The sequence below is a fragment of the Arenibacter sp. F20364 genome (genome assembly GCF_023015905.1).
Taxonomy (GTDB): Bacteria; Bacteroidota; Bacteroidia; order Flavobacteriales; family Flavobacteriaceae; genus Arenibacter.
This window is the reverse complement of the sequence record NZ_JALKBD010000028.1, coordinates 19529-43638: the sequence shown is the minus strand read 5'-3', so window position 1 is coordinate 43638 and position 24110 is coordinate 19529. Positions and strand designations below refer to the sequence as shown.

19 protein-coding genes are annotated in these 24110 nt (G+C 38.5%); 5 read left to right on the top strand and 14 right to left on the bottom strand.

The genetic code is table 11. The features are described from left to right. The first annotated feature begins 1 nt into the window (after window position 1). The gene (locus tag MWU84_RS18805; RefSeq protein WP_246904516.1) at window positions 2-1585 is read left to right on the top strand and encodes a hypothetical protein; all 1584 of its coding nucleotides are present in this window, start codon (window positions 2-4) and stop codon (window positions 1583-1585) included. A gap of 11 nt (window positions 1586-1596) precedes the next feature. Next, on the top strand, window positions 1597-2403 hold the full coding sequence (locus MWU84_RS18800) for a GW dipeptide domain-containing protein (protein ID WP_246904514.1): 807 nt from the start codon (window positions 1597-1599) through the stop codon (window positions 2401-2403). A gap of 11 nt (window positions 2404-2414) precedes the next feature. On the opposite strand, the gene ccsA is transcribed toward MWU84_RS18800, so the two are convergent. Beyond that, window positions 2415-5540, bottom strand: a complete 3126-nt coding sequence (gene ccsA / locus MWU84_RS18795; RefSeq protein WP_246904511.1) for a cytochrome c biogenesis protein CcsA — start codon at window positions 5538-5540, stop codon at window positions 2415-2417. Between the two features lie 1025 nt (window positions 5541-6565). Between ccsA and MWU84_RS18790 the strand changes: the two genes are divergently transcribed. After that, complete coding sequence (locus tag MWU84_RS18790; RefSeq protein WP_246904508.1) at window positions 6566-6934, top strand: hypothetical protein; 369 nt, start codon at window positions 6566-6568, stop codon at window positions 6932-6934. A gap of 160 nt (window positions 6935-7094) precedes the next feature. Continuing rightward, a complete protein-coding gene (locus tag MWU84_RS18785) occupies window positions 7095-7730 on the top strand; it encodes a hypothetical protein (RefSeq protein ID WP_246904506.1) in 636 nt (211 codons plus the stop codon). Between the two features lie 131 nt (window positions 7731-7861). On the opposite strand, the gene MWU84_RS18780 is transcribed toward MWU84_RS18785, so the two are convergent. From MWU84_RS18780 to MWU84_RS18750, 7 genes are all read right to left on the bottom strand, one after another. Then, on the bottom strand, window positions 7862-8590 hold the full coding sequence (locus MWU84_RS18780) for a metallophosphoesterase family protein (protein WP_246904504.1): 729 nt from the start codon (window positions 8588-8590) through the stop codon (window positions 7862-7864). Further along, on the bottom strand, window positions 8587-9642 hold the full coding sequence (gene arsB / locus MWU84_RS18775; RefSeq protein ID WP_246904501.1) for an ACR3 family arsenite efflux transporter: 1056 nt from the start codon (window positions 9640-9642) through the stop codon (window positions 8587-8589). Before arsB ends, MWU84_RS18780 begins: the two co-directional genes overlap by 4 nt. An 88-nt stretch (window positions 9643-9730) precedes the next feature. Continuing rightward, complete coding sequence (locus tag MWU84_RS18770) at window positions 9731-10504, bottom strand: metallophosphoesterase family protein (protein WP_246904499.1); 774 nt, start codon at window positions 10502-10504, stop codon at window positions 9731-9733. A 16-nt stretch (window positions 10505-10520) separates the two neighbouring features. After that, complete coding sequence (locus tag MWU84_RS18765; protein ID WP_246904496.1) at window positions 10521-10754, bottom strand: DUF6428 family protein; 234 nt, start codon at window positions 10752-10754, stop codon at window positions 10521-10523. 10 nt (window positions 10755-10764) lie between these two features. Next, the gene (locus MWU84_RS18760; protein ID WP_246904493.1) at window positions 10765-11400 is read right to left on the bottom strand and encodes a hypothetical protein; all 636 of its coding nucleotides are present in this window, start codon (window positions 11398-11400) and stop codon (window positions 10765-10767) included. 63 nt (window positions 11401-11463) lie between these two features. Further along, window positions 11464-11796, bottom strand: a complete 333-nt coding sequence (locus MWU84_RS18755) for a metalloregulator ArsR/SmtB family transcription factor (RefSeq protein ID WP_246904491.1) — start codon at window positions 11794-11796, stop codon at window positions 11464-11466. A gap of 188 nt (window positions 11797-11984) precedes the next feature. Continuing rightward, window positions 11985-12479: a fasciclin domain-containing protein gene (locus tag MWU84_RS18750; RefSeq protein ID WP_246904489.1), complete on the bottom strand. Its 495-nt coding sequence runs from the start codon at window positions 12477-12479 to the stop codon at window positions 11985-11987. Between the two features lie 246 nt (window positions 12480-12725). Here MWU84_RS18750 and MWU84_RS18745 point away from each other — a divergent pair, with 246 nt between their 5' ends. Further along, on the top strand, window positions 12726-13940 hold the full coding sequence (locus MWU84_RS18745) for a site-specific integrase (RefSeq protein ID WP_246904487.1): 1215 nt from the start codon (window positions 12726-12728) through the stop codon (window positions 13938-13940). 220 nt (window positions 13941-14160) lie between these two features. Here MWU84_RS18745 and MWU84_RS18740 read toward each other — a convergent pair whose 3' ends face one another. The 6 genes from MWU84_RS18740 to MWU84_RS18715 form a co-directional block, all read right to left on the bottom strand. Beyond that, window positions 14161-14301: a hypothetical protein gene (locus MWU84_RS18740; RefSeq protein WP_246904486.1), complete on the bottom strand. Its 141-nt coding sequence runs from the start codon at window positions 14299-14301 to the stop codon at window positions 14161-14163. Window positions 14302-15679: 1378 nt separating this feature from the next. Further along, window positions 15680-17335: a glycosyltransferase family 39 protein gene (locus MWU84_RS18735; protein WP_246904484.1), complete on the bottom strand. Its 1656-nt coding sequence runs from the start codon at window positions 17333-17335 to the stop codon at window positions 15680-15682. Between the two features lie 74 nt (window positions 17336-17409). After that, window positions 17410-18006 (bottom strand): hydrolase, encoded by a 597-nt coding sequence (locus MWU84_RS18730; protein WP_246904481.1) that lies wholly within the window; start codon window positions 18004-18006, stop codon window positions 17410-17412. Continuing rightward, window positions 17987-18475: a hypothetical protein gene (locus tag MWU84_RS18725; protein WP_246904479.1), complete on the bottom strand. Its 489-nt coding sequence runs from the start codon at window positions 18473-18475 to the stop codon at window positions 17987-17989. Before MWU84_RS18725 ends, MWU84_RS18730 begins: the two co-directional genes overlap by 20 nt. A 37-nt stretch (window positions 18476-18512) precedes the next feature. Then, window positions 18513-19676 carry an efflux RND transporter periplasmic adaptor subunit gene (locus MWU84_RS18720; protein ID WP_246904477.1) on the bottom strand — a complete coding sequence of 388 codons (1164 nt, stop codon included), beginning with the start codon at window positions 19674-19676 and terminating at the stop codon, window positions 18513-18515. Further along, the gene (locus tag MWU84_RS18715) at window positions 19676-24010 is read right to left on the bottom strand and encodes a CusA/CzcA family heavy metal efflux RND transporter (protein WP_246904475.1); all 4335 of its coding nucleotides are present in this window, start codon (window positions 24008-24010) and stop codon (window positions 19676-19678) included. The genes MWU84_RS18720 and MWU84_RS18715 overlap by 1 nt, the downstream gene beginning before the upstream one ends. Window positions 24011-24110 lie beyond the last annotated feature (100 nt).

The window sequence follows — 24110 nt, the reverse complement described above, 5'->3', positions numbered from 1 at the left end:
CATGAGATTTAAAGTTAGTTTCTTTATAAGCATTGTTTCTTTAACCTACAACATATATGGGCAGGATCCTGTACCTGCACCCTTGTTAAGTGGGGAAGTCTCGTTTGTTACGACACAGAATATCTATGTAAAATTTCAAGATACCCGAGCTATAATTGTTGGGGATTCATTGCGTTTGGAAGGAACAGATAATTCCTGTTTGGTGATTAAGAACAAGTCTACCACCTCATGTGTTTGTACTGTAGTCGAGGGCTGTACCATTCAAAAAGGAGATAAAGTAATATACCGAATACCCCCAAAAATACCCGAAAAAAAAGAGGAGACACCTAAGAAGGTAGTAATAGAGCCTATCATTGAACTGGAGGAAAAGCCATTGTATAAGGAAACGATCAGGGGAAGTGTATCAGCCGCTAGTTACAATACTATAAATAGCCAAAGGGATGACCGACATCGTTTAGTGGGGCGTCTTTCGATGAATGCAGAACATATTAAAGGGTCAAAGTTCTCGCTTAATACCTATTTGAATTATCAGAGTATTTTGGGCCTAAAGGATACTTCATCCTATCTGAAAAATAGTTTGTTGAGAATTTATAATCTCGCTGCACATTACGATGCAACACCAACTTTGTCTCTTACCTTGGGAAGGAACATCAACTCCAAAATATCCTCTTTGGGAGCCATAGATGGCCTGCAGGCAGAAAAATTCTTCGGGAAACAATACTTAGGTGCCATTGCAGGATTTCGCCCGGACATATTGGATTATGGATTTAATTCCAATTTGCTGCAATATGGGGGATATATAGGTACTCTGACCGAAAGCGCTTCATTTTATTCCCAGAACACATTGGGATTCATTCAACAGCAAAATAGTGGTGAAATAGATCGGCGCTATGTTTATTTTCAACATACCAGTACCATTTTCCAGAACCTTAACCTGTTTTCATCTCTCGAAATGGACCTGTACAGTAAACTCAATGAAGTGGTCAGTAATAATATTAGATTGACCAATCTATATCTATCCGTCCGATACAGATTTAGCAGAAAATTCAATATGATGGTTTCCTATGATTCACGAAAAAGAATTTTGTACTATGAAACTTTCCAGACAGAGATAGAACGACTTTTGGATGATGACATGGCCCGCCAAGGGGCGCGTGCCCGGATTAATTTTAGGCCCTTTAAAAATATATTTGCTGGAGCAAGTTACAGCAAACGGTTCCAAAATAATAGTGAGAATAGATCGGATAATATCTATGGCTTTATTACCCTTTCAAAACTTCCTGCCATCGGAGGAAGATTATCATTATCCTATAACATGAATGAGTCCAATTATTTGAAAAGTAATGTTGCCGCTATACGGCATTCGAATTCCTATATGGATGGAAGGTTGAACGCTGATTTTTATTATAGATTTGTGCATTATGATTATTCCAATAATTTAAATCCGCTAAGTCAACATTATGTGGGAGCCAATCTTTCTTATTACATAGACCGAAAATTGATGTTCAACATCTCCGGAGAAATGACCACTTACGATCAAGAAAATAATTATAGAATTTATTCCAGGCTCGTACAACGATTTTAAAATTTTAAAACATGAAAACTTCTTATAAATTTGGATTATTGATGATGGGTTGTTTATTGGCAATGGGCTGCAACAATAGCCCTAAAGTTATTGCCCCCTCCACCCAGACCGAAGATTCGGAAAATGGGAGCGGAATCTTTACCACCAATCCCGCTACTCAAGTAACTCCTAATTCCAACATTTCGTTCAATGAGGATCTTCATAAGGTGGAAGTGCAAGAGGTTTTGCCGACCAATCGCTATGTATATCTCAAAGTAAAAGAGGAAGGGAATGGTCAGTTCTGGATCGCAACCCGAAAACAAGAGGCCAAAAAAGGGGAGGTATATTTTTATAAAAGACCCCTGTTAAAGACCAACTTTGAAAGCAAGGAATACAACCGGGAATTCGATACTATATATCTGGTTTCCAATTTGGTGTCCCAAGACCATTCGAAACATGTAAGGGGTTTAAAATCGACTGTCCCAAAGATGGAGCAAACTGCGGTAACTAAGGAAGACATCCCTACACATACCGAAAAATTGGTAGAGCACAAGGGTACTTTAAAAATTTCTGAACTGGTAAAGGATCCTAAAAAGTATGAAGGCCATACCGTCCAAATTAGTGGAACATGTGTTAAAGTAAACCCCAATATTATGGAACGTAATTGGCTCCACGTTCAAGATGGTAGTCAGAACGATTATGATTTGGTTGTCACGTCCAATACCTTTGTTCCGGAGGGTTCCAAAATTACCATTAGAGCTGTAGTTAGTCTCAACCGGGATTTTGGGGCAGGCTATACATATGACTTGATTTTGGAAAATGGCACACTTGTACAATAACCTTAACTCCTCTACGAAATCACTGGATACTTCCGCTTTTTATAATAGGCCGCACTGCCGATTATAATTATGGAAACTACCACTACATAAACCCAATTCGGGATGGGCACCGGATCTCCGGTGGCATAAGAATGTAAACCGGATAAATAATAGTTGACCCCATAATAGGTCATGATAACCGTGGCCAGGCCAAAAATAGTAGCCACGTTATAGGCAAAAAGTCCGGTGAGCTTTGGAATAATGCGCATATGCAAAATAAAAGCATATACAAGAATGGTTACCAAGGCCCATGTTTCCTTAGCATCCCAGCCCCAATATCGACCCCAAGATTCGTTGGCCCAAACACCACCCAGATAAGTACCAATGCTAACCATGAATAGTCCACCGATCAATGTAAGTTCACTGATGTAAGACATTTCCTGAACAATTCTCTTAATTCGTGCCTTGTTGGTTTCCTTAAGGAAAACCATCAAAATCAAATTGATCAATCCAATAATAGCTCCCAACATCAAAAATCCGTAACTACCTGCTTCCAAAGAAACATGGATGGTTAACCAATAGGATTTTAATACGGGAACCAAAGGCGTAATCTCGGGATCAAGAAAACTTAGGGTTGAAACAAAAAGAATTGTAGCGGCCAAAACCATAGTTGCAGCCAGTCCACCAAAGGATTTTCTGGTAAATAAAATTCCTGCCAAGGTGGATGTCCAGGCAATATAGATCATAGACTCATATCCGTTGCTCCATGGTGCCCTTCCGGAAACGTACCAGCGCAAACCGAGTCCTATGGTATGAAAGGCGAAACCTATGAGGACCAATGAGAATAGTAGCAAGTATACTTTTTTTAACTTTACATCCGGCTTAAAAACGGATAGGAACAAAAAGAATAATAATGCGAGTCCCAAAAAAATATAGCTTATGGCCAGGCGGGTAAACACATTTAGTTGGTTCAATAAAATCTCGGCATTGATCTTTGCTTCAGAGGGCATTATTCCCCCCCCGTTTTTGGTCTGGTAGGCTTTAAGCTCCTCTAAAAGATGATCCGCATTTTTGTAGTCTTTTGAATTTATTGCCTCCTTTAATGCCGAGGTATAAGCACTAAAAAATTTGTCGGCAGTGCTAACTTCATGGTTGTGCCCATCGTTGGCACCGTGGTTATGGGAGGTATTGGAAAGCCAGGTATTATTGGGATCTTCGGGATTTGGAATTATTTTAAGTAAGGTACCCGAAAAGGCCATACTCATAATATTGACCCTTTCGTCTATTTTTAGAAGTTCCTTCTCGTAAACACCCTGATCAATGGGCTCCAAGCCATAGATTCTTTGCATTTCATCGCGCAATTTATATTTTCCATTGGTATCAAAAAAGTCCTTATAGGAAGCATAGTCACCTTCTACACTGAGTTTCTTTTTAATGTCTTCATGCTTGCCCAGTTTAATGAGGGGTATACCATACCATTCCTGTTTATTGGTAAAAACACTCAGAATAATTTGGTCAGCGGTTAAGCCGTGCATACTTTCCTTGCGTGCCAATTTACGCATGATTTCTCGGGACAGGGTATGAACTGGTTTCATTCGGCCCTTAAAATCCTGTACCACCAAATGGCTAAATTCATTGGCATGTTCCAGGGAAACTGTATGATTAACAAAGGAATCATCCTGTGTTTTTTGGGCAAAGGAAGTTGTAGCAATAAATAATAGGAAGATGAAAGTACCGCTCTTGGCACGTAGTTTCTTGATTTTCTGAGTAACCTGATAAAACCTGGTATTTCTGCTAAACAATGTCCATATCATGCCTATAGTCAACAATGCATATCCAATATAGGAAATCCAAGTGCCCCAGAAATCGTGGTTTACACTTAAATAGGTGCCTTTTTCATCTTTGTCAAAGGAAGATTGGAAAAACCTATAACCATCATAGTCTAAAATGTTGTTCATGAATATTCGATAATCCATGTTCACATTGTTCTTGTCATCCACCAAGGTAACTTCACTAGCATAGGAGGAGGCACTGTTGGTACCGGGATATTTATCCAAAATAAATTTGTTCAACTTAATGTAAAAAGGGAGCTGTATTTCTTTGGAACCATAGGAAACGGATACGCTTAAACCCTCAAAATTAAGCAATTCGGGCCTACCTCCCATGCCCCTGCTACCGTAGACAAGTGTTTCTTGGGTTTTTCCGTTTACGGAAACATCCATCAAAAGGGCAGTGAGACTTTCATTTTTTACCTTGGGATCTTCAGATTCGATACGGACATTTCCATTTTTATCGAAATTGGAAAAGACTATATTGTTCGCCCCGTCAGAATAAAGTGAGCGCAGCAATAAGGGACTATAATTTTGGGAAGGATATAAGGTGTCCTTCTTCTGTGTGGCCATAACGGTTCTTGAAAATGTTCTATCGGAAGCGAACAAAATGGAATCGTTTCTATAAGCAATATTAATGGCATCTGGCAATTGGGTGTCCTTAAAATTGAAAATGAGGTTCTTTATACGTTTGGTCTGGCCTTCATTGATAAAATACTCTTCCCTCCCGTTGGCTCCTGCCATTACAATCTGAAGCGTTGGTTTCCCATCAATACTTTGGCCAAGTATTTGTTTAGGATTGGGGATAAATTTTTTTACTTGAACATTTATCAAATCATTGCCAATTAAATAGGACCCGTTCCAGTTGTTGTTCCCTAGGGAAGCAAAAAGGACTGGTTCGTCGAAATTATAATTTTGGCCATCTTGGCTTACATCAAACTTTAAAAAAGTATTGGAAGAAAGGAAATTGTAGGAAGCAGTATTTTCGCGAATGTGCATAATCCCTTCAAAACCGAGGTACCTGGTTATTCCTGCTCCGAGCAAAATGATAATTATGGCACCATGAAAAAGTAGCAAGGGCCATTTTTTTTGGGGGATCATTCGGAACTTGAAAATATTCACGATGATCGTAATACCAAATAGAAGAAGCAATAGTTCAAACCACCAAGACTTGAAAATGGTTTTTTGGGCAGCACTGGTGCCAAAATCATTTTCTATGAATGTGGCTACTCCTATGGACAAAGCGAATAGTAATATATAAATTCCAGCTGCCCTAGTATTAAAAAGTGGGGATATATACTTTTTAATATTGACTAACAGGTTTTTCATAAAAACGTTGATGTGGGTCCATCAAAGTTAAAGTAAAAAAAATTAAAATTTTGCTAGTCAAGGGATTATCTCGTTGGGCTGATGCATTAATTCTTTTTCAAGTAATGTTGACTGTTTTTGTAAAAAGTCCGTTCCTTGGATTGCATTTACCCACAAATAAATTTGTTAAGGTAAGGGAGCTTGAATTCGCTATCTCTTAAATTAATTTATTTGAGCAAGGGATTTGGGGATTTTAAAGGGATCAATCCCAAAAGTTGTGTGTGAATTGAAATAGGAGCCTGATCTTTGCAGGAAAAACAATCAGCCTTGGAATTATCTATAGACCTATTAAAGCTTATACTGCCCGTTCCGTTAAGGCGGGCGTCGAAATCTAAATTAAGGGTTTTTTAAATGCTTCGCGGGCCTGCCTTTGTTGGCAGACAGACGGCCCCGAGGTAGTTTATATTGTACAGCCAAGCCATACTACTTTACCATGACTACTAACAGTGAATAGGGATTTTCTGATGAATTGACCAAGTACTACAAGTTAGCGACCCATCCTAACATAAAAAATATTTCTACTATTTAAAAAGCAATGCAGTAGATGGTAATGAGAAGACGATTATCCTTTCCGAGCCAACAATGCATGAGTCTTCCGTATCTACCGCAAAATGCTTCGTAAAAAATTGAATAATCACTGGGGAATATTTTCTCAACTGGGGAGAAACTCCCCAAAACTATTTAAATCGAAGTGTTTAATTTTTTTTTAATGTATTGATTTTATGCTATTTATAATTGTGGCCTTGTCTTTGACATTCTCAATGGCACAGGCTTTGCTAGTTCATGGCAAAAAATAGCAAAAGGATTATGTATAGTTCTAACAAGCCATGAAATCTCGTTGGTGCCAAAAAGATGATGCCCACCTTGGTGCCTTGATCAAAAGCAAAGTTGGGAAATAGCATTAATTGTTCACGGGTTTGTAGTACGCAATGCATTTCCAAAAAGGAGTTAAACCAAAATTAGTTATAAAATTTAAAAAATTATTTATGAAGCAATTATTATTCGTAGTTTTAATGTGGGTCGCAACGGTTAGTGTAAATGGTCAAAATGACAAAGATGTAATTCTGCCCGAGGTAAAAGTAGGTGATGTGCTCGAAATAGGTAGGCCCAATGCCCCAGTTTACAAACACATTGACTTTCCAAAACCAAATTTCATTATCAAGAGAGGTGGAATTGCCAATTATAAAAGGGTTGAGGGTAACAAGGTAGTCGTAACCTTGATAAAGGAGAAGAAGGACGGCACAGTGCAGGTAAAAATTAAAAAAGTAGATGGCGGTAAGTTCTTTAAAAGTCAGACTGTGGTGTCGGCAGATCTGAAAAAGGCGCTACAATCGGGAGAGCTACGTGTTTTATAGTTTGATTGTTGTAATCAGTACAATCCCTACCATTTATTGATTTGCTCAAATTTCGTTGTTGGTTAAGAGGACTAGGCGAATGTTATGACCTAAAAGGAAAGTCTATTGTGCAAGTGCATGTTTAATTACTCTAATACAGATGTGAGCCAATAAAAATGCCATGACTAAAAAAAAGATGACTAAGCAGCGTGTTTATGCCGGATTAATCTTAGTCATGGCATTTTTATTGTTACTTGGGTCCAACCAATTAAATCGAAGTAATTTAACCACCTTGGAAGATACGGTCAATTCCGTTTTTAAGGACCGTATTTTGGTCCAGAAATATATCTTTCAACTGAACAACATTTTTCATGAGAAAGAATTGCTTTTGGCCAAGACGGAATGGAAAAGGAACGATGTAGAAACGACTGACGCCATAAACAAACTCTTGACCGATTATGGTAATACCAAACTCACTACGGAGGAATCCGATCACTTTAATAATTTGAAGGAAAACTACGCTGAACTTCAAACTTTTGAGATTACTCTCATGGAAGTTGAAAATTCTATTGATATTGAATCCAAGAAAAAAATAGGAGTTGTACTTCAGAAAATAAATAGGAATCTCAATAAGCTTTCAGAAGTGCAATTTTCGGAAGGTCGCCGCTTGACGCATATGTCAAGGAAATCCTTAAGTATGAACCTACTGCTTTCAAGGCTAGAAGTTGCATTATTGATTGTCATAGGTTTTCTATTTCTCTTTATTGTTTTTTATAAGGAAAATCCAAAAAGGGAGCCTACCGAGGGAAACACTTGATATGTTATTAGTAGTTTCCTTCCGATGCCTCAAGGGCCTGGCCTGGGGTAATTGACTTTAAACTTTTATTTGGCTTTTTTGAGATCGGTTATAAAGGTGGATGGGGGAACAGTTAAAGCCTTGTAAATAGCTTATTTTCCAATTCTTAAAGCCTCTGCATATGAATTTGGAAATTCGGAATTCTCCACAGCGGTCGCAGCTTTCTCTACATCATATACCACTCTTCTAAAAGAAACCTTAAGCGTTTCTGAGTTAAAGGAAGAAGTGGATAGATCCAGTTCCAATATAGCATAGCAAATTCTTGGATCGCCATCTTTGGGCTTACCTACGGAACCGATATTCACCACATGTTTGAAACCCTCACCAGTCTTGATTACCCTATGAAAAGGTTTGTGGGTGTGTCCACAAAGTAGTACATCGGCCTTATGCGGTTGCATCATCTCTATTACTTCATCCTCGGGATAGTCTATCAGCATATAGTCGTTGATGGCTTTTACACTTCCGTGTACCAATAAGAGATTAAAAGGCTCATTGTTGGTGAGAAATGATAGGGATAAATGTCTTGGCAGGTTGATGAGGTACTCCCTGTTTTGATCATTTACCATGGCTCTTGTCAACCCTCTGTTTGATGGTTGTACCTCTTTGGAAATGGGACTTAACAAAGCCTCATCATGATTTCCCATAATCGTAGGAATGTTTCTTTTTCGAATTTCATTCACTACTTCATTTGGCCAAACATTGTAGCCAACCAAATCTCCTAAACAATAAACAGCATCTACATTTACAGATTCCAAATCCTTGAAAAAAGCTTCAAGTGCAGGTAGGTTGGCGTGTTTGTCCGAAAAGAAAGCTATTTTCATTTTAACGCTGGTTTGGGGGAATTGAAATACTTCTTTTTCAACCAAAATGAAACTCTAACCAACAAAATCAATGCAGGTACTTCAACCAATGGGCCAATTACACCTGCAAAGGCTTGTCCCGAATTAAGGCCGAAAACTGCAATGGCAACGGCAATGGCCAACTCAAAGTTGTTTCCAGCCGCAGTAAATGCCACAGCTGTAGTTTTATCATATTCTGCTCCCGTTGCTTTGGTAAAGAAAAACCCAACGATGAACATTAAGCTAAAATAAATGAGTAACGGTACTGCAATGATCAGAACATCCATTGGAATTTCCACTATCAATTCTCCCTTTAATGAGAACATAACCACTATGGTAAACAAAAGTGCAATTAAGGTCATGGGCGAAATAGTTGGAATGAATTTTTTACTGTACCATTCCTCGCCTTTCAGTTTTACTAAAATCAATCGACTTAAAATTCCCATCGCAAACGGAATGCCCAAATAAATAGCTACGCTTTCTGCAATGGTTCCGATTGAAATATCAACAATGGCCCCTTCAAACCCAAAATAGGGAGGAAGAACAGTTATAAAGATCCATGCATAAAAACTATAAGCAAAAACTTGAAAAATACTGTTCAAGGCAACCAAACCTGCTCCGTATTCACTACTGCCTTCAGCCAGGTCGTTCCAAACCAAAACCATGGCAATACAGCGGGCCAGCCCTATCAAAATAAGTCCGACCATATATTCTGGGTAATCACGTAAAAAGGTGATGGCCAAAATGAACATTAAGACTGGACCGATAATCCAGTTAAGGATCAATGAAATTGAAAGGATCTTGGTATTTCGGAAAACTTTTGGCAAGAGCGCATAATTAACCTTTGCCAAAGGTGGATACATCATTAATATTAGACCAATTGCAATAGGGATATTTGTAGTTCCACTATTGAATGAATTTATAATGTTGGGAAATGTTGGCACAAAATACCCAATTCCAACGCCAATTGCCATAGCGACAAAAATCCAAAGTGTTAGGTTTCTATCCAAAAAGCTTAATTTTCTCTTAGTCATATTATTGTGTGATTATTTTTTTATACTCTGCTTGGCTCAAAAGGTTTGAAATTTCGTCCAAGGCGTTAATTTTCAATATTGTTTGTTGTTAAAAACCGTTTCTTAAATTTTCGGCATAACTGTTGGGTAAAATACTGTCCTCTACTGCTTTTGCGGCTGTTTCTATGTCGTAGTCAAACTTGACGAATTCAACCGAAATGCTATCCTTGTCCAACACTGAGGCATTTTCGTCTATTTCTAAAATGACGTAGCTACCACGCTTATCGTTATCTTTTGGTTTGCCTATTGAGCCCAAATTAATGGCATGTCTAAAACGAGAGGTATTGTTATCGTTGGAGTTGAAAATTCTGTGATAGGGTTTGTGGGTATGTCCGAAACACATAATATCCGCATCGGCTTGATCCATTATCCGTACCATACTTTTTTCGACTCTGTCCTCGAATAAGTATTCGTTTATTTTGCGTGGACTTCCGTGAACCAAAAGTAAATTTAGTTGGTCGCTGTTAAGCTGAAATTCAACTTTTATATGGGCAGGAAGTGTTCTTAAGTATGCCCTGCTTTTATCATTTACCAATTCATTGGTCAATGAAATTGAAATCGCACCGTTCGCTTTTTCTTCATCGGTTTTGTAGGCACAACCACAATCATCGCTTTTTCTGCCAATGCCGAAGTCGTAGTTACCGGCAATTGTTGGTATTTTTCGCTTCCTGATTTCTTCGATAACCTCGTTCGGCCAAATGTTGTAGCCTACCAAATCTCCTAGACAATAGATAGCGTCGTATTCCCTCTTGTCAATATCTTCAAAAAATGCCTTTAGTGCCGGTAAATTTGCATGGATATCACTGAACAAAATAATTTTCATAACGTTATATTATGGGTTAACAGCAACCGCTTCCTGGTGCGCAGGCGTTAGTGGTTTGTACTTCTGAAAGATTCTTTTTCGATATTTCTGCTGGAATACCGCATTGGTCTTTTGCGAGACAGTCGGTTTGTTTTGTGGTTTTTCCAGCTTCCGTAACATGGAAGTGATTTGGGACCATCTCTCCATTAGGTAATTGAAAGTAAATTTTTTCCAATTGGTTTAGTTTGTTCTTTACTTCTGATAGGGTCATATAATCTATATTATTGTTCTGTAGTTAAGTGGTTCTTTAAACGGCTGGAGACATAGAGCATGTCTCGAGCTATTGTTTCGTTGGAAGGAAATAGAATTTCTTCTTTATTTGTTTTTTCTATTGGCGAATTTCCCTTTTCTACAAAGATCACTACGGCCTGATCAGTAAATAAGTCAAGGGATTGGATGGTTTTGGAATGTAAGATCCAATTATCCTTACCGTAATTGACGCTATATGTAAATGGTTGTTTGCCATCTGCATTGGCTACCTTAAAACCGTATTGTTCCAAGAGGGCAAGTTTCGTAAGTGGTTGCCGTTCCGCATTTGTTCCAGCGGAGTGTATGGAAAATTTATCCACGCCGTAGTATAATAGCCCGGTCCTTAGCCAAACCATAGCCAGTTGGCTCGTTACTAGATTTTCCTTGTCAATAAATACCACATTAAGCTGCTTCCCATCGGAAAATTTCTTTTCCATAGTAGATGCCAATTGGTCTAGAGATATAATCCTTTCCTTTGGAATTTCTGAAAAGGTATCTTCGATGCTGATTACGGATTTTTTTATTTTGTTTCTGAGGTCTTGGGCCATGGCCAATTCTTGGAAGCCAATTAGTAGTGTGATCAATAGCACAAAAGTTTTTGTTTTCATTTTCTATAGTTTAAAATTTTATATTAATTAATTGCAATAAAACGATAAATAAAAACAAATTTTTTAACAACAATCTTGGTTGGATGGAAGGTCCTGATCTAAAAAGTCGGACATTACTTCCTTCATTGCCGTCCAATTTTCCCTGTCTATACAATAACATACACTGGTTCCTTCCACATTACCTTTGATAAGGCCAAGATATTTCAACTCTTTCAGATGCTGGGAGATCGTTGGCTGAGCCAATCCAATCTCATCTACTAAATCTCCGCAAAAACAGGAATCCATTTTAAACAGATGTTGAAGGATGGACACACGGGCCGGATGCCCAAAAACCTTGGCAAAAATTGCAATTTGGTTTTGCTTGTCAGTATATATTTCTGATTTGGTATGGCCCATAACTGTATTAATTAATTGCAATATTACAATTAATATCTTATTCTATAAAATCTTTTATTTTTTGAGGAAGCAATATTTTATAAATTTTTCCATTTGAGGCCCCATGATCCATAGAAATAAAATTTGCAGTTACATCAGTGATGTCCTTAATTTCGAAAGCTCCTTGTGTTGCCTTGAGTTCGATGAAGTCACCAGATAGGGACGTATTCAATTTCCCTTAAAACCTGAATTTCCTGAGGATTGTTGAAATCGTTATACTCTGCTACCGGGTAATCGAACAAGAGTTGGACCGCATCGCTGTTTGGGGCAAAAACGGTTAAAGGTCCTTCCCCATCAAATGCCGAAACCATATCCGCTTTAATGATTGCCAATTTAAAAAGTTCCAGGTTTTCATCACCGGCGATAAGCTGGCAAAAGCTGGGTTTGGGAAACAATTCATCCAAAACCGATTGAGGCAAAAGAACTTTGTCTATAATATGTACTATTCCGTTTTGGGCCTTGCTATAGGCTTCCTTCACCTTAGAAGCATTTTCAGTTTTATCTTGTAGGTATATGTTTGTATCCGTATTAATCCTATGTGTCTCCGATTGCAATGTTTCTCTAACTTCTTCCTGGAAACCTGCCGGTAGGCAGTTGCAATTGGGAAAGGTTGAACCATGGCATTCCAAAACGAAAAAAACCACTCAAATAAATTTGGTGGTTTTCTTTAGTTTTACAACGCAATACCCAATTGCGCTCGATCGTGGAGAATACCGGAGTCGAACCGGTGACCTCTTGCCTGCCAGGCACAGGATTATTATATTTCTATGATTTCATATTTATGTAAAACATTGTATTTCAGCAATATAAATTTCAAATGAATTCATATAAGACCATATTAAACATTGTTTTGAGTGCAAATTGAGTGCAAATTTTTATATCTTTAAAATATGAAAACAAATATCACGCTCTCGATGGACACAAGACGCAAACGCAAAAATGGCAGTTGCCCCATTGTTTTCAGATTAAGTCATTATCGTAAAACCATTGCCATTTCTACAGGTTTCGCTGTTCCTCCCGAATTCTGGAATGAAAAGAGTCGTGATGTAAAAAAAACTTATAAAGGTGTTTCCTCCGTTGCTCGTCTAAACAACCTGCTGATGAAAAAAAAGACGGAGTTAAGAGACGGCATAAATGCGTTGGAGGAAAACGGTCAATTAGATGGGTTAAGCATAAGGGAGCTGAAATATACTTTGACCAAAACATCGGATTCCATTTGTTTTTTTGAATATGGCCAGAGGTTGATAGATGAAATGAAAGAGGCCAATCGTTTTGGAAATGCTCAAACCTACATAGGTGCATTGGGAGTTTTAAAGAACTTTCATAAAAAAGAGCGTCTCCGATTTGAGGAAATGACCTATGCCTATCTCAAAAGATTTGAAACCGCTCATTTAAAAAAAGGAAACAGCATCAATGGACTATCTACGTACATGAGAACTTTCAGGGCTATATACAATAAAGCAATTCATCAAGAATTGGTGTCAGCAGATTCTTATCCTTTCAGAAAATATAAGATAAAAACTCAACCAACAGCCAAACGAGCAATCAGTAAAGATAAGATCAAACGTATTTTGGATTTAAAATTAGAACCTGATTCTCCTTTATTCCATTCGCGCAATTATTTTCTCTGCTCATACCTTATGAACGGTATTTCTTTTATTGATATGGCATTTTTAAAAATTGATAATATAATTGATGGTCGTATTCAATATCGTCGACAAAAAACCGCCAGACCTTATGATATTAAGATCACGGAGCAATTATCATCTATAGTGAACCACTATTTGAAAGATAAAATTAAAACAGCATATATATTTCCTATTATAAAACGTGATGAAATTCAGGATCAATATAAAGATGTAAGATGGGCAAGAAAGCGATACAACAAACGTCTAAAAGAGATTGCACGACTTTGTGAAATTGAAGAAAATTTAACTAGTTATGTGAGTCGTCATTCCATGGCAACAAACCTGATTCTCAATAATGTTCCAATAAATGCTCTGAGCAAAATGCTTGGACATAGTGATATCAGTACAACTGAAATATATATTAAAAATCTCCCTACGCATATAATGGATGAATATCAGGAAAGATTGGAAATTTAAGTTTCGCATTAAAGCATGTAATAATAGATTTCTTCTAAATTTTGTCGGGAATTATCTGTATAAAAGGAGACCATACATTAACCATTTTTCTTCTTTCCCCTATCAAAAAAAATTCAACTATTGAAATTCGGATTCTATAAGGGATCACTTTAACAAATCGCTAAACCGAAAGTCACTTACACTTGTGCTTGGAATGATCCGTCTGCTCAGCCTTAACCCGTTAAAACCACCACCTCCGTTGTATATTTGCTTCCAAAGACATTGCCCTGTAATAAACACCATGTCGAAGGAAATAGGTCTGTTCGGCATCGGTCTTTTTTTTGGATACTGTAAGTACGGTTACCTTTAATCCGTTTTTCATTTGATGCTCCTATTGCGGTAAAGTAAAATCGAGCCTTAACTTTTCTAACACTAACAGATAGGCTACCTTCTTATATTGCTCTCTTTTTCAAATACCTGGACCAGAGATTTTTTAAATTGTCCCTACCGTGGGTCTTGATATCTTTAAAGATTTCTGTTTAATTTACCATTTTCTCCTTCTATATTTATCAGCTTCCAGCCGCCAGGCAGGGTTTTCACTTCGCCAGAAGTAGGAGTTTTAAGATGCTTAAAACATAACTTGCTATCTTCTCTGAAGATTAATATATAGTCAATTTTTTTAATGATATATTACTCAAAAAGGGCGGGTCGGTTTTTTTCCTACTATAAAACAAAAATACCGCCCAATTACGCAAATCATATTTACCTATGTATATATTTCCATATATTTATTTTAGTATATTTGAATATGTCCATATATCGTGACTGCAGCAATCCATATATTATTTGTTGTAAATAACCGTTCCAAGTGCAACCGGGTGGCTATGGAACATTTCAATGAATAAGAATGATTGTGGTTAGGGGGAGGAAAGGTCAAGGGGTATTTCTCCGCTTTTGCTTTCCAGCGGCCACGAGGAGGTCAAGGCAAAACTGGAACGGAATGATTTCCACGGGTGACCGGCTTAACGTGTCTTAATAGGGAGTATCGGAGTGTAAGGTTTGCCCGACTTCCGCAAGGGCTTGGGTATAAAAGTACTAGTGTTTCTGTTCTTTTTTAAAACTTACAATCCATGCCCAAAACATAAGAATCATACCCGTTTTCAAAGTTCAACTTAAAAATACTCTTGAGCCATTACGATCAAAAATCTATCTCAAAAATAGTTAAGTAGTTTAGTCTTTTGTTGTATGAAAAACCATAGTTGATATTCCCTGTCCCATATTCTCCAATTCCTTCAGTAGGGCATGACGGTTTTTAAATCCATCAAAAATAAAACCGGACCATAAAATTGGTGGTCAGTTCCATGGATAAACGTGTGAGTCTATCAGCTTCATCCTTAGCACACGCGGTAGATATTAATGATTGCGTTTTCCTAGTCAAGCACGTTCCAAACAGATGCAACGAAATCGTTACGAAATCCTTCAATGAGTTGCCATTTGTACAGAACGGAGGCATCCAGTCGTAAATAATCCCGCAACCGAACGCTGTTTGCTGACCAGAAGTTGATGGTGTTCCCTAGTACTTCATTTCCTCTGAAATTCTTCCAATTCTAAACATATTGTTTGTTAAATCTATTTCAATATTACTTTCCACACCATTGACTTTTATAAACACCATGTGACCAATGACCTTTTTAAATGTGTCTGAAGAGTCCCTTAAAAATTGTTTTCGTGTGCTAAAAATAAAAGAAACTAATACTACTTTATTTTTCAACTTTGGGATAGTTGTGATAATAAACTATCCATTTTTCAAACTCCTTTCTCTTTTGGAAGTGGTATAACAAGCTTTTCAATTTTTCATTTTCACTATCTTTTTTCCGGAGCAACAAAAAACTGTTTGGATTACCTAGCAGCGAATCGAGGTACGGTTTCTGTGATCTGTCGTCACAATTGATGAGGTTATTTTTCCATTGATCGTTTGGTTGAAATTGGACGTCGCGTTGGGTGGTATTGTGGCCAGCGTTTATGGTCACTATACTGCCATGGAGATAGAAGGGGGCGGAATCCAATAGATAATTGAAGACCAGCACGGATTTTTTGGGAGAAGGGTCCACTTTTTCAACAAAATTTGAGACCTCTTTAATACTGTTGATTTCACCGGGATTATCCCCCATAACAAACATACTGGATATTAAAAGGATCGAACTGAACCCCACCGCCAGGATTCCAATGGTCAGCGGCCTTGTTTTTTTCATCTTGGAATAAATGATGAACCACAGTGCCACCAGCCCAAATGTTGACAGAACCTCCCACTTTGAAATGCTGATATATGGAATATCAAATAAATAAATCAAAAAGCTGGCCAGCAACAGCAACAGGCACATTAGGGCGTATGCAATGTTTAAAGTCCTTAATATTGACGCTGCCGCCGTTACCAGCTTTTTGGCTATTACAATTGCCACCATCCAAAATAGGGGAAGGATATATAGAATAAGTTTAGTCTTAAAGAGGGAGAAGAGCAAAATAAGAATGCCTGTCGAAAAGACCAAAACATCAGTCCCGTCCTTTCTTCCTGAAAAATCTTTCCATTTTCCATGGGTGTTTTGGAAGGGCAAAAGTACCCAGGGAAACAATATAGCTGGCAATAAAACAATATAGAAATAGAAAGGTTTGCCCCTGTTGAAGGAATTTGAAAACATCCTATCCGTCACTTGCCGGTGCAGGAAATAATCCAGAAATGTGGGGTCTCGCATCCACAGGAATAGAAACCAACTCGTGGAAATAGCAAAAAACAAAAGTAAGCCCACAATTCCATGAAAGGAAGTTTTTATTTTCTTTTTAAGCAACCAGTGGCGCACTAGAATAAAGGTAAGTACAAACAATAATGCCACCGGTCCCTTGGTAAGTATTGCGAACCCCAAACATATATAGAAGGCGTATAGTGCCCACACCCCGAGTACATTCTTAGTCCGAGCCAGCCAAAAATAGATGGCAGCCATAATAAAAAGGGTCAGATATGCATCGGTTGTAAGGTTTCTACTTGAGATTAATACAATGGGAAATGAAAAATAGATTAATGCGGCAAGGAGGGAAACTTTTTTATCATTAAAAAGTAATTGGGCTATTTTATAAACCAAGAGCAGTTGAATCAGGATGGCCAGCTGTAGGAAGAAACGTGCCCCTTGTTCGCTTATACCAAAAATTTTATACCCCAAGGAAGTTATCCAGTAAGTAACGGGAGGTTTGTGGTAATGGTAAATCCCCAATAGCGTTGGGTTCAAATAATCGTTACTTAACAGCATTTCGCGGCTAATCTCTGCATACCTCGCCTCGCTGGATTCGGTAAGGCCCCAACTGCCCAATCCTATGTTGAGAATTATAAATGTAAAAAGTAAAAATGGCAACAGTTTTTTTGACATGAGGACTGAACTAAGATATACTAATTGGGAACAAAACCTTTTAACAATGTAATCCGATATGAAATGTTTTATTCTCATTTTATTCGTAACAGTTGTTTTAGTTTGTTTAGATTTTCTTGTTTTCCCCTTTCCAAAACTTCTTTGCCATAAGCTGTCTTGAATTGGTGCTCCTCCAAAAACTTAATGTTGAACAATAGCCATTCGACATCAGTCATTATGATGTCACAAAACAGTTCCCATTCCTTTCGCAAGAGCATATTCCTATACAAAAAATTTGTCGTTCCCAAATGGAACAAATCGGCATCACAAAGTACATCAGCAAAAATGTCATGGGGATCCTGTGGCATTTTTGTGGCTTCTATACAAGAGCGTACCATATCAATCTCGGCTTTGATACAATTGGCTTTCTCCAGATACTTTGCTGCAATTTGTTTACTTACCTCCTCGTGGCCATAATAGACTTCTGAAAATCCAGTATCATGAAAGCAAGCAGCAATAGCTATAAAGTCCGCTTCTTTAGGTCGTATGCCAATGGCATCGGAAATCAAAAAAACGTTATCAATTACCTCTTGCGTATGGGCAAAGTTGTGGAAAGGCAGATTTTTGCAATTATCACTATGAAGTATGTCTGAACAATACCTGGTAATACTTTTAATTGTCAGTGCTGTCATTGTTCGAATCTATTTGTATCAAACTAGTATCACTTCCAATTTCGATGTGCGTTATTTCTTCACCAGTAGTTCCCGCATAATTTGAAATGACCATGGAACCAATCGAAAGAAGTAGAACACAACCAAAAGCGTATCTGCCAAATCCATATTCTTTGTATTGGAGAATTAGGGTTATTAGAGATGAGCTTCCTAAAATCAACATCATTGTAAAAAAAAGCTCCGCATATTCTTCATGTTCATGGATCAAGGTTTCGCTGATTCCTGGTAAATTCTCCACGATTTCCTCAGCGCCGTAGCCGGTGTAAAAAACGGCAATAGCGGTCAAGGCACTAAAAATGAAAATACCTAGTGCCGTATTCTTTACCTGGGGGTTCTTGATTATTAAACCAAACAATAATACCAAAAATCCGATCAATACTCCGACAGTGGGAAGATGGTTTAGCGCTAAATGAATATGTACATCGTTCATTGTATTTTTTTTGCAATTAATATTCTTCTTTCAAGGTTTATTCAGTTATAAGATTAAATGCCCCTTTGGTCAAAAATTCCGTGTTCGGTTCAAAATCATCGGCATTCAGTATTTGGGTAAATCCATTGTTTACAGTACCTATTTTGACCAATACTCTTTTGAAATTTGTATTATCTTCTTTTACAAGAACAAAAAAATCATTATCAATGTTCGCAACCGCATCCGAAGGTAAGGCAGGGTGATCTGCCGAGGTAGTCACAATTTCTGCTTCAATGTACATTCCAGGAGCGAACAATTTGGTATCCTCTTCATTTGATAAATCCCCATGAATAGCTACCGTTCTTTCTTGGTCATTGATAGTTTTGTTAACTAAATGCACCTTCCCTAAATATACATTTTCCCTATCGTTTTGCAATCTCACATTGATTTGCTGACCCACCTTGACCATTGGAAGGTCTTTTTCAAAAATCTTCAACTCAATATGAAGATCATCCGTATTGGTAACGGTCACCGCAACATCGGATGGGTTTAGGTACATTCCTCTACTTGCGTTGATGGTTGTGGTGTAACCCGATAGTGGAGATGGTACACTAATGACCGACCGAATATTATCACCGGATAAGGTATTCACATCGATGTTCATAAGGCTTAGTTTCTTTCTAAGGGATTGGTATTGTGCCAAAGTCACGGTATATTCCGATTCTGCCTTTAAGAAGTTCTTTTTGGAGGTCACATTGTCCACCATCAATTCTTTTTGCCTTTCATAGTCGGATTTCAAATAGGTTAAACGCCCTTTGGCTTCCAAGAAATCCTGTTGCACCTGAACATATCCTGGATTTTCTATCGTAAACAATACTTGGCCTTTTTTAACCGCATGCCCTGGCAATAGATCGATGTCTTTTACGTAGCCGGCAAAGTAGGCACTGACATCGGCCTGGTTCTGTGGAGGTACGGCAAACATACCATTGGCTTTCACAACGGTATTAAATTGCTGCATTGTTATTTTGCCCAATTCCATTTTACCAGATTTGAATTGATTTTCGGTTATGGTAATTGCATCTGGGTCTACATTCTCTAAAGTTGTATCTTTATAGGATGTTTCCGATCTGTCTTTTGAATTACAGGAAGCTAGCGTTAGCAGTAAAAAAATGCTAGTTAAGCTTACAAAATTGGTAAAATTGTTGACTATATTTTTCATCATTAATTAGTTAAATAATTTAATTCTAAAACTGCAGCGTTATACCCGTTAAGGTTTTGTAAATAAGTAATTCGAATATTCTTGGCACTTTCCAAGAGCTGTACGTACTGCAAGAAATCGATTTCGCCATTTTTAAACGATTTCGATGCACTCGAGGTCAATTCCTTTGCAAGTTTGTTGCCTGTGGTTTCATAGTAATCAACGCCTTCTTGAAATTTCTTTAAATCGGATAACAGACCTTGATATTTTGATTCAAGCTTTATCTTGTAATTTTCGGATTCATCGGCTATTATCATAGTCTCCGTTTTTGCAGCGCTGATTTTTGATTTATTCGCTCCGAACCATAACGGAATCGATACACCCGCTTGAAAACCATTGTATCGCCTTGCATTCACACCAGTGTTAGTGCCTTGGAAGACTGATAAATGTAAATCGGGAAGTAATCTTTGCCTTTCCAAATTGAGGGAAGCTTTACTTAATTTTTGGGCTGAATCGTAGAAAAGAATTCCAGGATTATCACCAAAATCCGGTTGATGTAACTCCAGCCTGGGCAAGTTATTTTCTTCTACGTTAACCAATGAATCTGTCTGCATCCATTGATATAGCATTGTATAAGCCTTGGTGACATCTTCCTTTGATTGGGCAAGTAATATGGAAATTTCCTTTTGTTTTGCCTCTGCAGTTAACTTTTCCAACAGATTTGTCTCTCCTACTTCATATCTTTTATTCGCAGCTTGGGCAAATTGACCGTAAAGGCTGTCCAAGAAAGTGTATTGCCGTACCAGACCGTTATTGTATACCACATTGTAATAGGCCTTGTAAACCTCCTTGGTCAAGACTCTTTCATTTAATCGGTACTGTTGGGTAGATAACTCAACTTTTTGTTTTTCCACTTTTAGCTGGGCACCATAAATCGTTGGAAATTGTAGGGATTGACTAATCCCAAAGACCTCCAATGGAAGACCATTTTCTGCAATGTTATTTTGATCTGAATTGTAGTACATCTGAGTTTTATCCAGGTTGAAGGCGCTCCCTACCAATTGTTTGGATTGATCCACCCTTTTTGCATTGGCCTGAAGTCCTTTGTTATTCCCAATTGCAATTACCACCGCTTGATCTGCACTAATCGGTTTCTGTTGGGCGCTGCCTACAATCGGTAAACCTAAAAGGGCAATAATGCCAAGAGCCTTAAAGTTTACTTTTGTCTTAACCTTGGGATGATGTCCTTTTCTGTCAAAAATTGCATATAAAATTGGTAATACCACTAACGTTAATACAGTAGCGGTTATTAATCCCCCGACAACAACTGTGGCCAACGGCCGTTGTACTTCCGCTCCGGCAGAGGTTGAAATTGCCATAGGTAAAAATCCCAAGGCTGCCGCAGTTGCCGTTAACAGAACGGGACGTAATCTATTCTTTGTGCCCATTAAAATTCGTTTATTGATGTTGTTGATACCGTGTGCTTTGAGCTCCTTAAATTCTTCAATCAGCACAATACCGTTGAGCACTGCAATTCCGAAAAGGGCAATAAAACCAACGCCAGCCGAAATGCTAAAGGGTAAATCCCGTATATAGAGTAGCATCACTCCACCAACGGCAGAAAGAGGAATTGCACTATAGATCATCAAGGCTTCCTTAACGGAATCGAATGCAAAGTAGAGCAGTACAAAAATCAGAACCAGTGCGATAGGCACGGCAATTTTCAATCTTGCCGTGGCTGTACGAAGATTTTCAAACTGCCCGCCATAACTTATGGAATAGCCAGTAGGTAACTTTATATCCCTTTCAATTATAGACTGTACGTCTTTTACCACCGATTCTAGATCGCGGTTACGGACGTTTACCCCTACAACGATACGCCGCTTGGTATTGTCGCGCGAAATTTTGGCCGGCCCCTTGGTATAACCTATTTTGGCAAATTCACTTAGGGGTAACTTCATCCCATTGGGAAGGGATACCGAAGCCGTTTCTATATTTTCGATATCCCTTCTATGGGCATCATCATAACGAAGCACCAAATCAAATTGCTTTTCCCCTTCGAAAACAGTTCCTGCGGGCATTCCCGCAAAACCCATTGTAATGATCTTGTTCAAATCTTCTATATTCAACCCGTATTTTGCAATTTTTCGACGGTCGTATGTTACCGACATCTGGGGCAATCCCGCGGTTTTCTCTACGGAAATATCGGCAGCTCCTTCCACATTTTGAATCGCTTTCTCTATTTCCAAAGCTTTGTTATAAAGTATATCCAGATCTTCGCCAAAAACCTTGATGGCCAAATCTGCACGTACACCGGTAATCAATTCGTTAAATCGCATTTCGATAGGCTGGGTAAACTCAAAATCTACGCCTGCAATTTCCGATAAGGCTTCTTTAAATTTATCGGCAAGTTCGTCTTTAGTCTCGGCTGATACCCATTCGCCTTTTGGTCTTAATTTGATGATAACATCACTTTCTTCCATAGACATTGGATCCGTAGGCACTTCAGCAGCTCCAATACGACTGACCACTTGCTCAACCTCTGGAAACTTCTTTAATATTTTCTCCATTCGGGTAGTGGCTTCGACGGTTTTGCTCAGTGATGTTCCCGTCTTTAATACGGGCTGAATAACAAAATCCCCCTCGTCCAAAGTCGGTACAAATTCGCCACCCATTCTGGTAAACAGAAATCCCGTAAATACAAATAGACATACGGCCATTGCCAACACTAGTTTCTTCTTACGCAGCGCCCATGAAATGGCAGGTTGGTATTTTCTTTCTAGAAAGGCGATCAGTCTAGATGAGATAGTTCTTTTTTCTGTATTGTTGGGTTTTAGGAACATGGAGGCCATTACGGGTATATATGTAAAACACAATACCATAGCGCCAATAAGGGCAAAAGAGAATACCAAAGCCATGGGTCTGAACATTTTACCTTCAACATTGACCAAGGATAAAATTGGGATAAATACGATGATGATAATCAGCTGCCCGAAAACAGCTGAGTTCATCATTTTCGACGCCCCCTGATAGGTGATCTGATCTACTAATCCTTGTCTTTCGTTTTTTGGCAGTGCCAATAATTTAGCTCGCTGACTTGTAATTTTAAAGGCAATAAATTCAACAATAATAACGGCACCATCTATGATAATCCCAAAATCTATGGCCCCTAGGCTCATTAGGTTGGCATCTACGCCGAAGATGTACATCAAGGAAAGTGCAAATAGCAGGGATAATGGAATGACGGAGGCAACGACCAAACCAGAACGTAGATTACCTAAAAGCAATACCACAACGAATATCACTATCAAACTCCCTAATATCAGGTTCTCGGCAATTGTAAAAGTGGTTTTAGCAATAAGTTCGCTTCGCTCTAAAAAGGGATTAATTGAAATGCCCGGAGGCAAGGAGGATTGTATTTCCGCCACACGTTGTTTTACAGCTTCAATAACCGCATTGGAGTTGGCATCTTTTAGCATCATAACCTGCCCCAATACTTTTTCTCCCTCGCCGTTGCCTGTGATTGCACCAAATCGGTTAGCATGACCAAAGCCAACTGTGGCTATATCCCCTACATAGACCGGCACATCTCCTTTGCTTGTGACCACAATGTCCTCTATGTCCTGTATCGAACCCACGAGACCTTCGCCCCTAATAAAGTAGCTTTCATTTGCTTTCTCGATATAACCGCCCCCGGCAACACTATTGTTTTTTTCCAAGGCACTGAATACTTCAAAGATGGAAACGTCCATGGCACGTAGCCGTTCAGGATTGATAGCCACTTCATAAGTCTTGAGATAGCCTCCCCAAGTATTTACTTCCACGACTCCCGGAATGCCGGAAAGTTGACGTTTTACCACCCAATCTTGAATGGTACGCACGTCGGATAATGAATACTGTTCTTTATGGTCTGGATCAACTTCGATAACGTATTGATAGATTTCCCCCAGTCCCGTAGAAACGGGACCCATAAAAGGCTTGCCAAATCCTGCCGGAATTTTCTCTTCGGCACTTTTAATTTTCTCGGCAATTAGTTGACGGGGCAGGTAAGTGCCCAAATCATCATCGAAGACAACGGTCACAACGGACAATCCGAATTTAGAAACTGAACGGATTTCTTTGACGCCCGGCAAATTTGCCATTTCCAATTCCACGGGGTAGGTCAAAAATTTCTCTACATCTTCGGTAGCTAAGTTTCTGGAGGTTGTAATAACCTGGACTTGATTGTTGGTAACATCCGGGACGGCACCAATGGGAATATTGGAAAGGGAATATAGGCCAAAACCCACGATACCTACCGTGAATAGCAATACAATTAGCTTATGATGAATACTGTATTGTATGATCCGCTCTAACATTTTTTGATTGTTTAAATGAATAACAATCCAAATGTAGAACTGGTATCTAAGATCTGTCTAAGCCTTTTCTTAAGACTTGCTTAAAATACGTTGTACTAAA

What these genes read in the sequence shown, in the direction of transcription:
- MWU84_RS18780 (WP_246904504.1), bottom strand. Translation starts at nt 8,590, where the DNA reads ATGAAAATAGCTTTCTTTTCGGACAAACACGCCAACCTACCTGCACTT.
- MWU84_RS18760 (WP_246904493.1), bottom strand. Translation starts at nt 11,400, where the DNA reads ATGAAAACAAAAACTTTTGTGCTATTGATCACACTACTAATTGGCTTC.
- MWU84_RS18800 (WP_246904514.1), top strand. Translation starts at nt 1,597, where the DNA reads ATGAAAACTTCTTATAAATTTGGATTATTGATGATGGGTTGTTTATTG.
- MWU84_RS18725 (WP_246904479.1), bottom strand. Translation starts at nt 18,475, where the DNA reads ATGAACGATGTACATATTCATTTAGCGCTAAACCATCTTCCCACTGTC.
- MWU84_RS18735 (WP_246904484.1), bottom strand. Translation starts at nt 17,335, where the DNA reads ATGTCAAAAAAACTGTTGCCATTTTTACTTTTTACATTTATAATTCTC.
- MWU84_RS18740 (WP_246904486.1), bottom strand. Translation starts at nt 14,301, where the DNA reads ATGAAAAACGGATTAAAGGTAACCGTACTTACAGTATCCAAAAAAAAG.
- MWU84_RS18765 (WP_246904496.1), bottom strand. Translation starts at nt 10,754, where the DNA reads ATGACCCTATCAGAAGTAAAGAACAAACTAAACCAATTGGAAAAAATT.
- MWU84_RS18755 (WP_246904491.1), bottom strand. Translation starts at nt 11,796, where the DNA reads ATGGGCCATACCAAATCAGAAATATATACTGACAAGCAAAACCAAATT.
- MWU84_RS18785 (WP_246904506.1), top strand. Translation starts at nt 7,095, where the DNA reads ATGACTAAAAAAAAGATGACTAAGCAGCGTGTTTATGCCGGATTAATC.
- MWU84_RS18720 (WP_246904477.1), bottom strand. Translation starts at nt 19,676, where the DNA reads ATGATGAAAAATATAGTCAACAATTTTACCAATTTTGTAAGCTTAACT.
- MWU84_RS18805 (WP_246904516.1), top strand. Translation starts at nt 2, where the DNA reads ATGAGATTTAAAGTTAGTTTCTTTATAAGCATTGTTTCTTTAACCTAC.
- MWU84_RS18770 (WP_246904499.1), bottom strand. Translation starts at nt 10,504, where the DNA reads ATGAAAATTATTTTGTTCAGTGATATCCATGCAAATTTACCGGCACTA.
- MWU84_RS18790 (WP_246904508.1), top strand. Translation starts at nt 6,566, where the DNA reads ATGAAGCAATTATTATTCGTAGTTTTAATGTGGGTCGCAACGGTTAGT.
- MWU84_RS18745 (WP_246904487.1), top strand. Translation starts at nt 12,726, where the DNA reads ATGAAAACAAATATCACGCTCTCGATGGACACAAGACGCAAACGCAAA.
- ccsA (WP_246904511.1), bottom strand. Translation starts at nt 5,540, where the DNA reads ATGAAAAACCTGTTAGTCAATATTAAAAAGTATATATCCCCACTTTTT.
- arsB (WP_246904501.1), bottom strand. Translation starts at nt 9,642, where the DNA reads ATGACTAAGAGAAAATTAAGCTTTTTGGATAGAAACCTAACACTTTGG.
- MWU84_RS18715 (WP_246904475.1), bottom strand. Translation starts at nt 24,010, where the DNA reads ATGTTAGAGCGGATCATACAATACAGTATTCATCATAAGCTAATTGTA.
- MWU84_RS18730 (WP_246904481.1), bottom strand. Translation starts at nt 18,006, where the DNA reads ATGACAGCACTGACAATTAAAAGTATTACCAGGTATTGTTCAGACATA.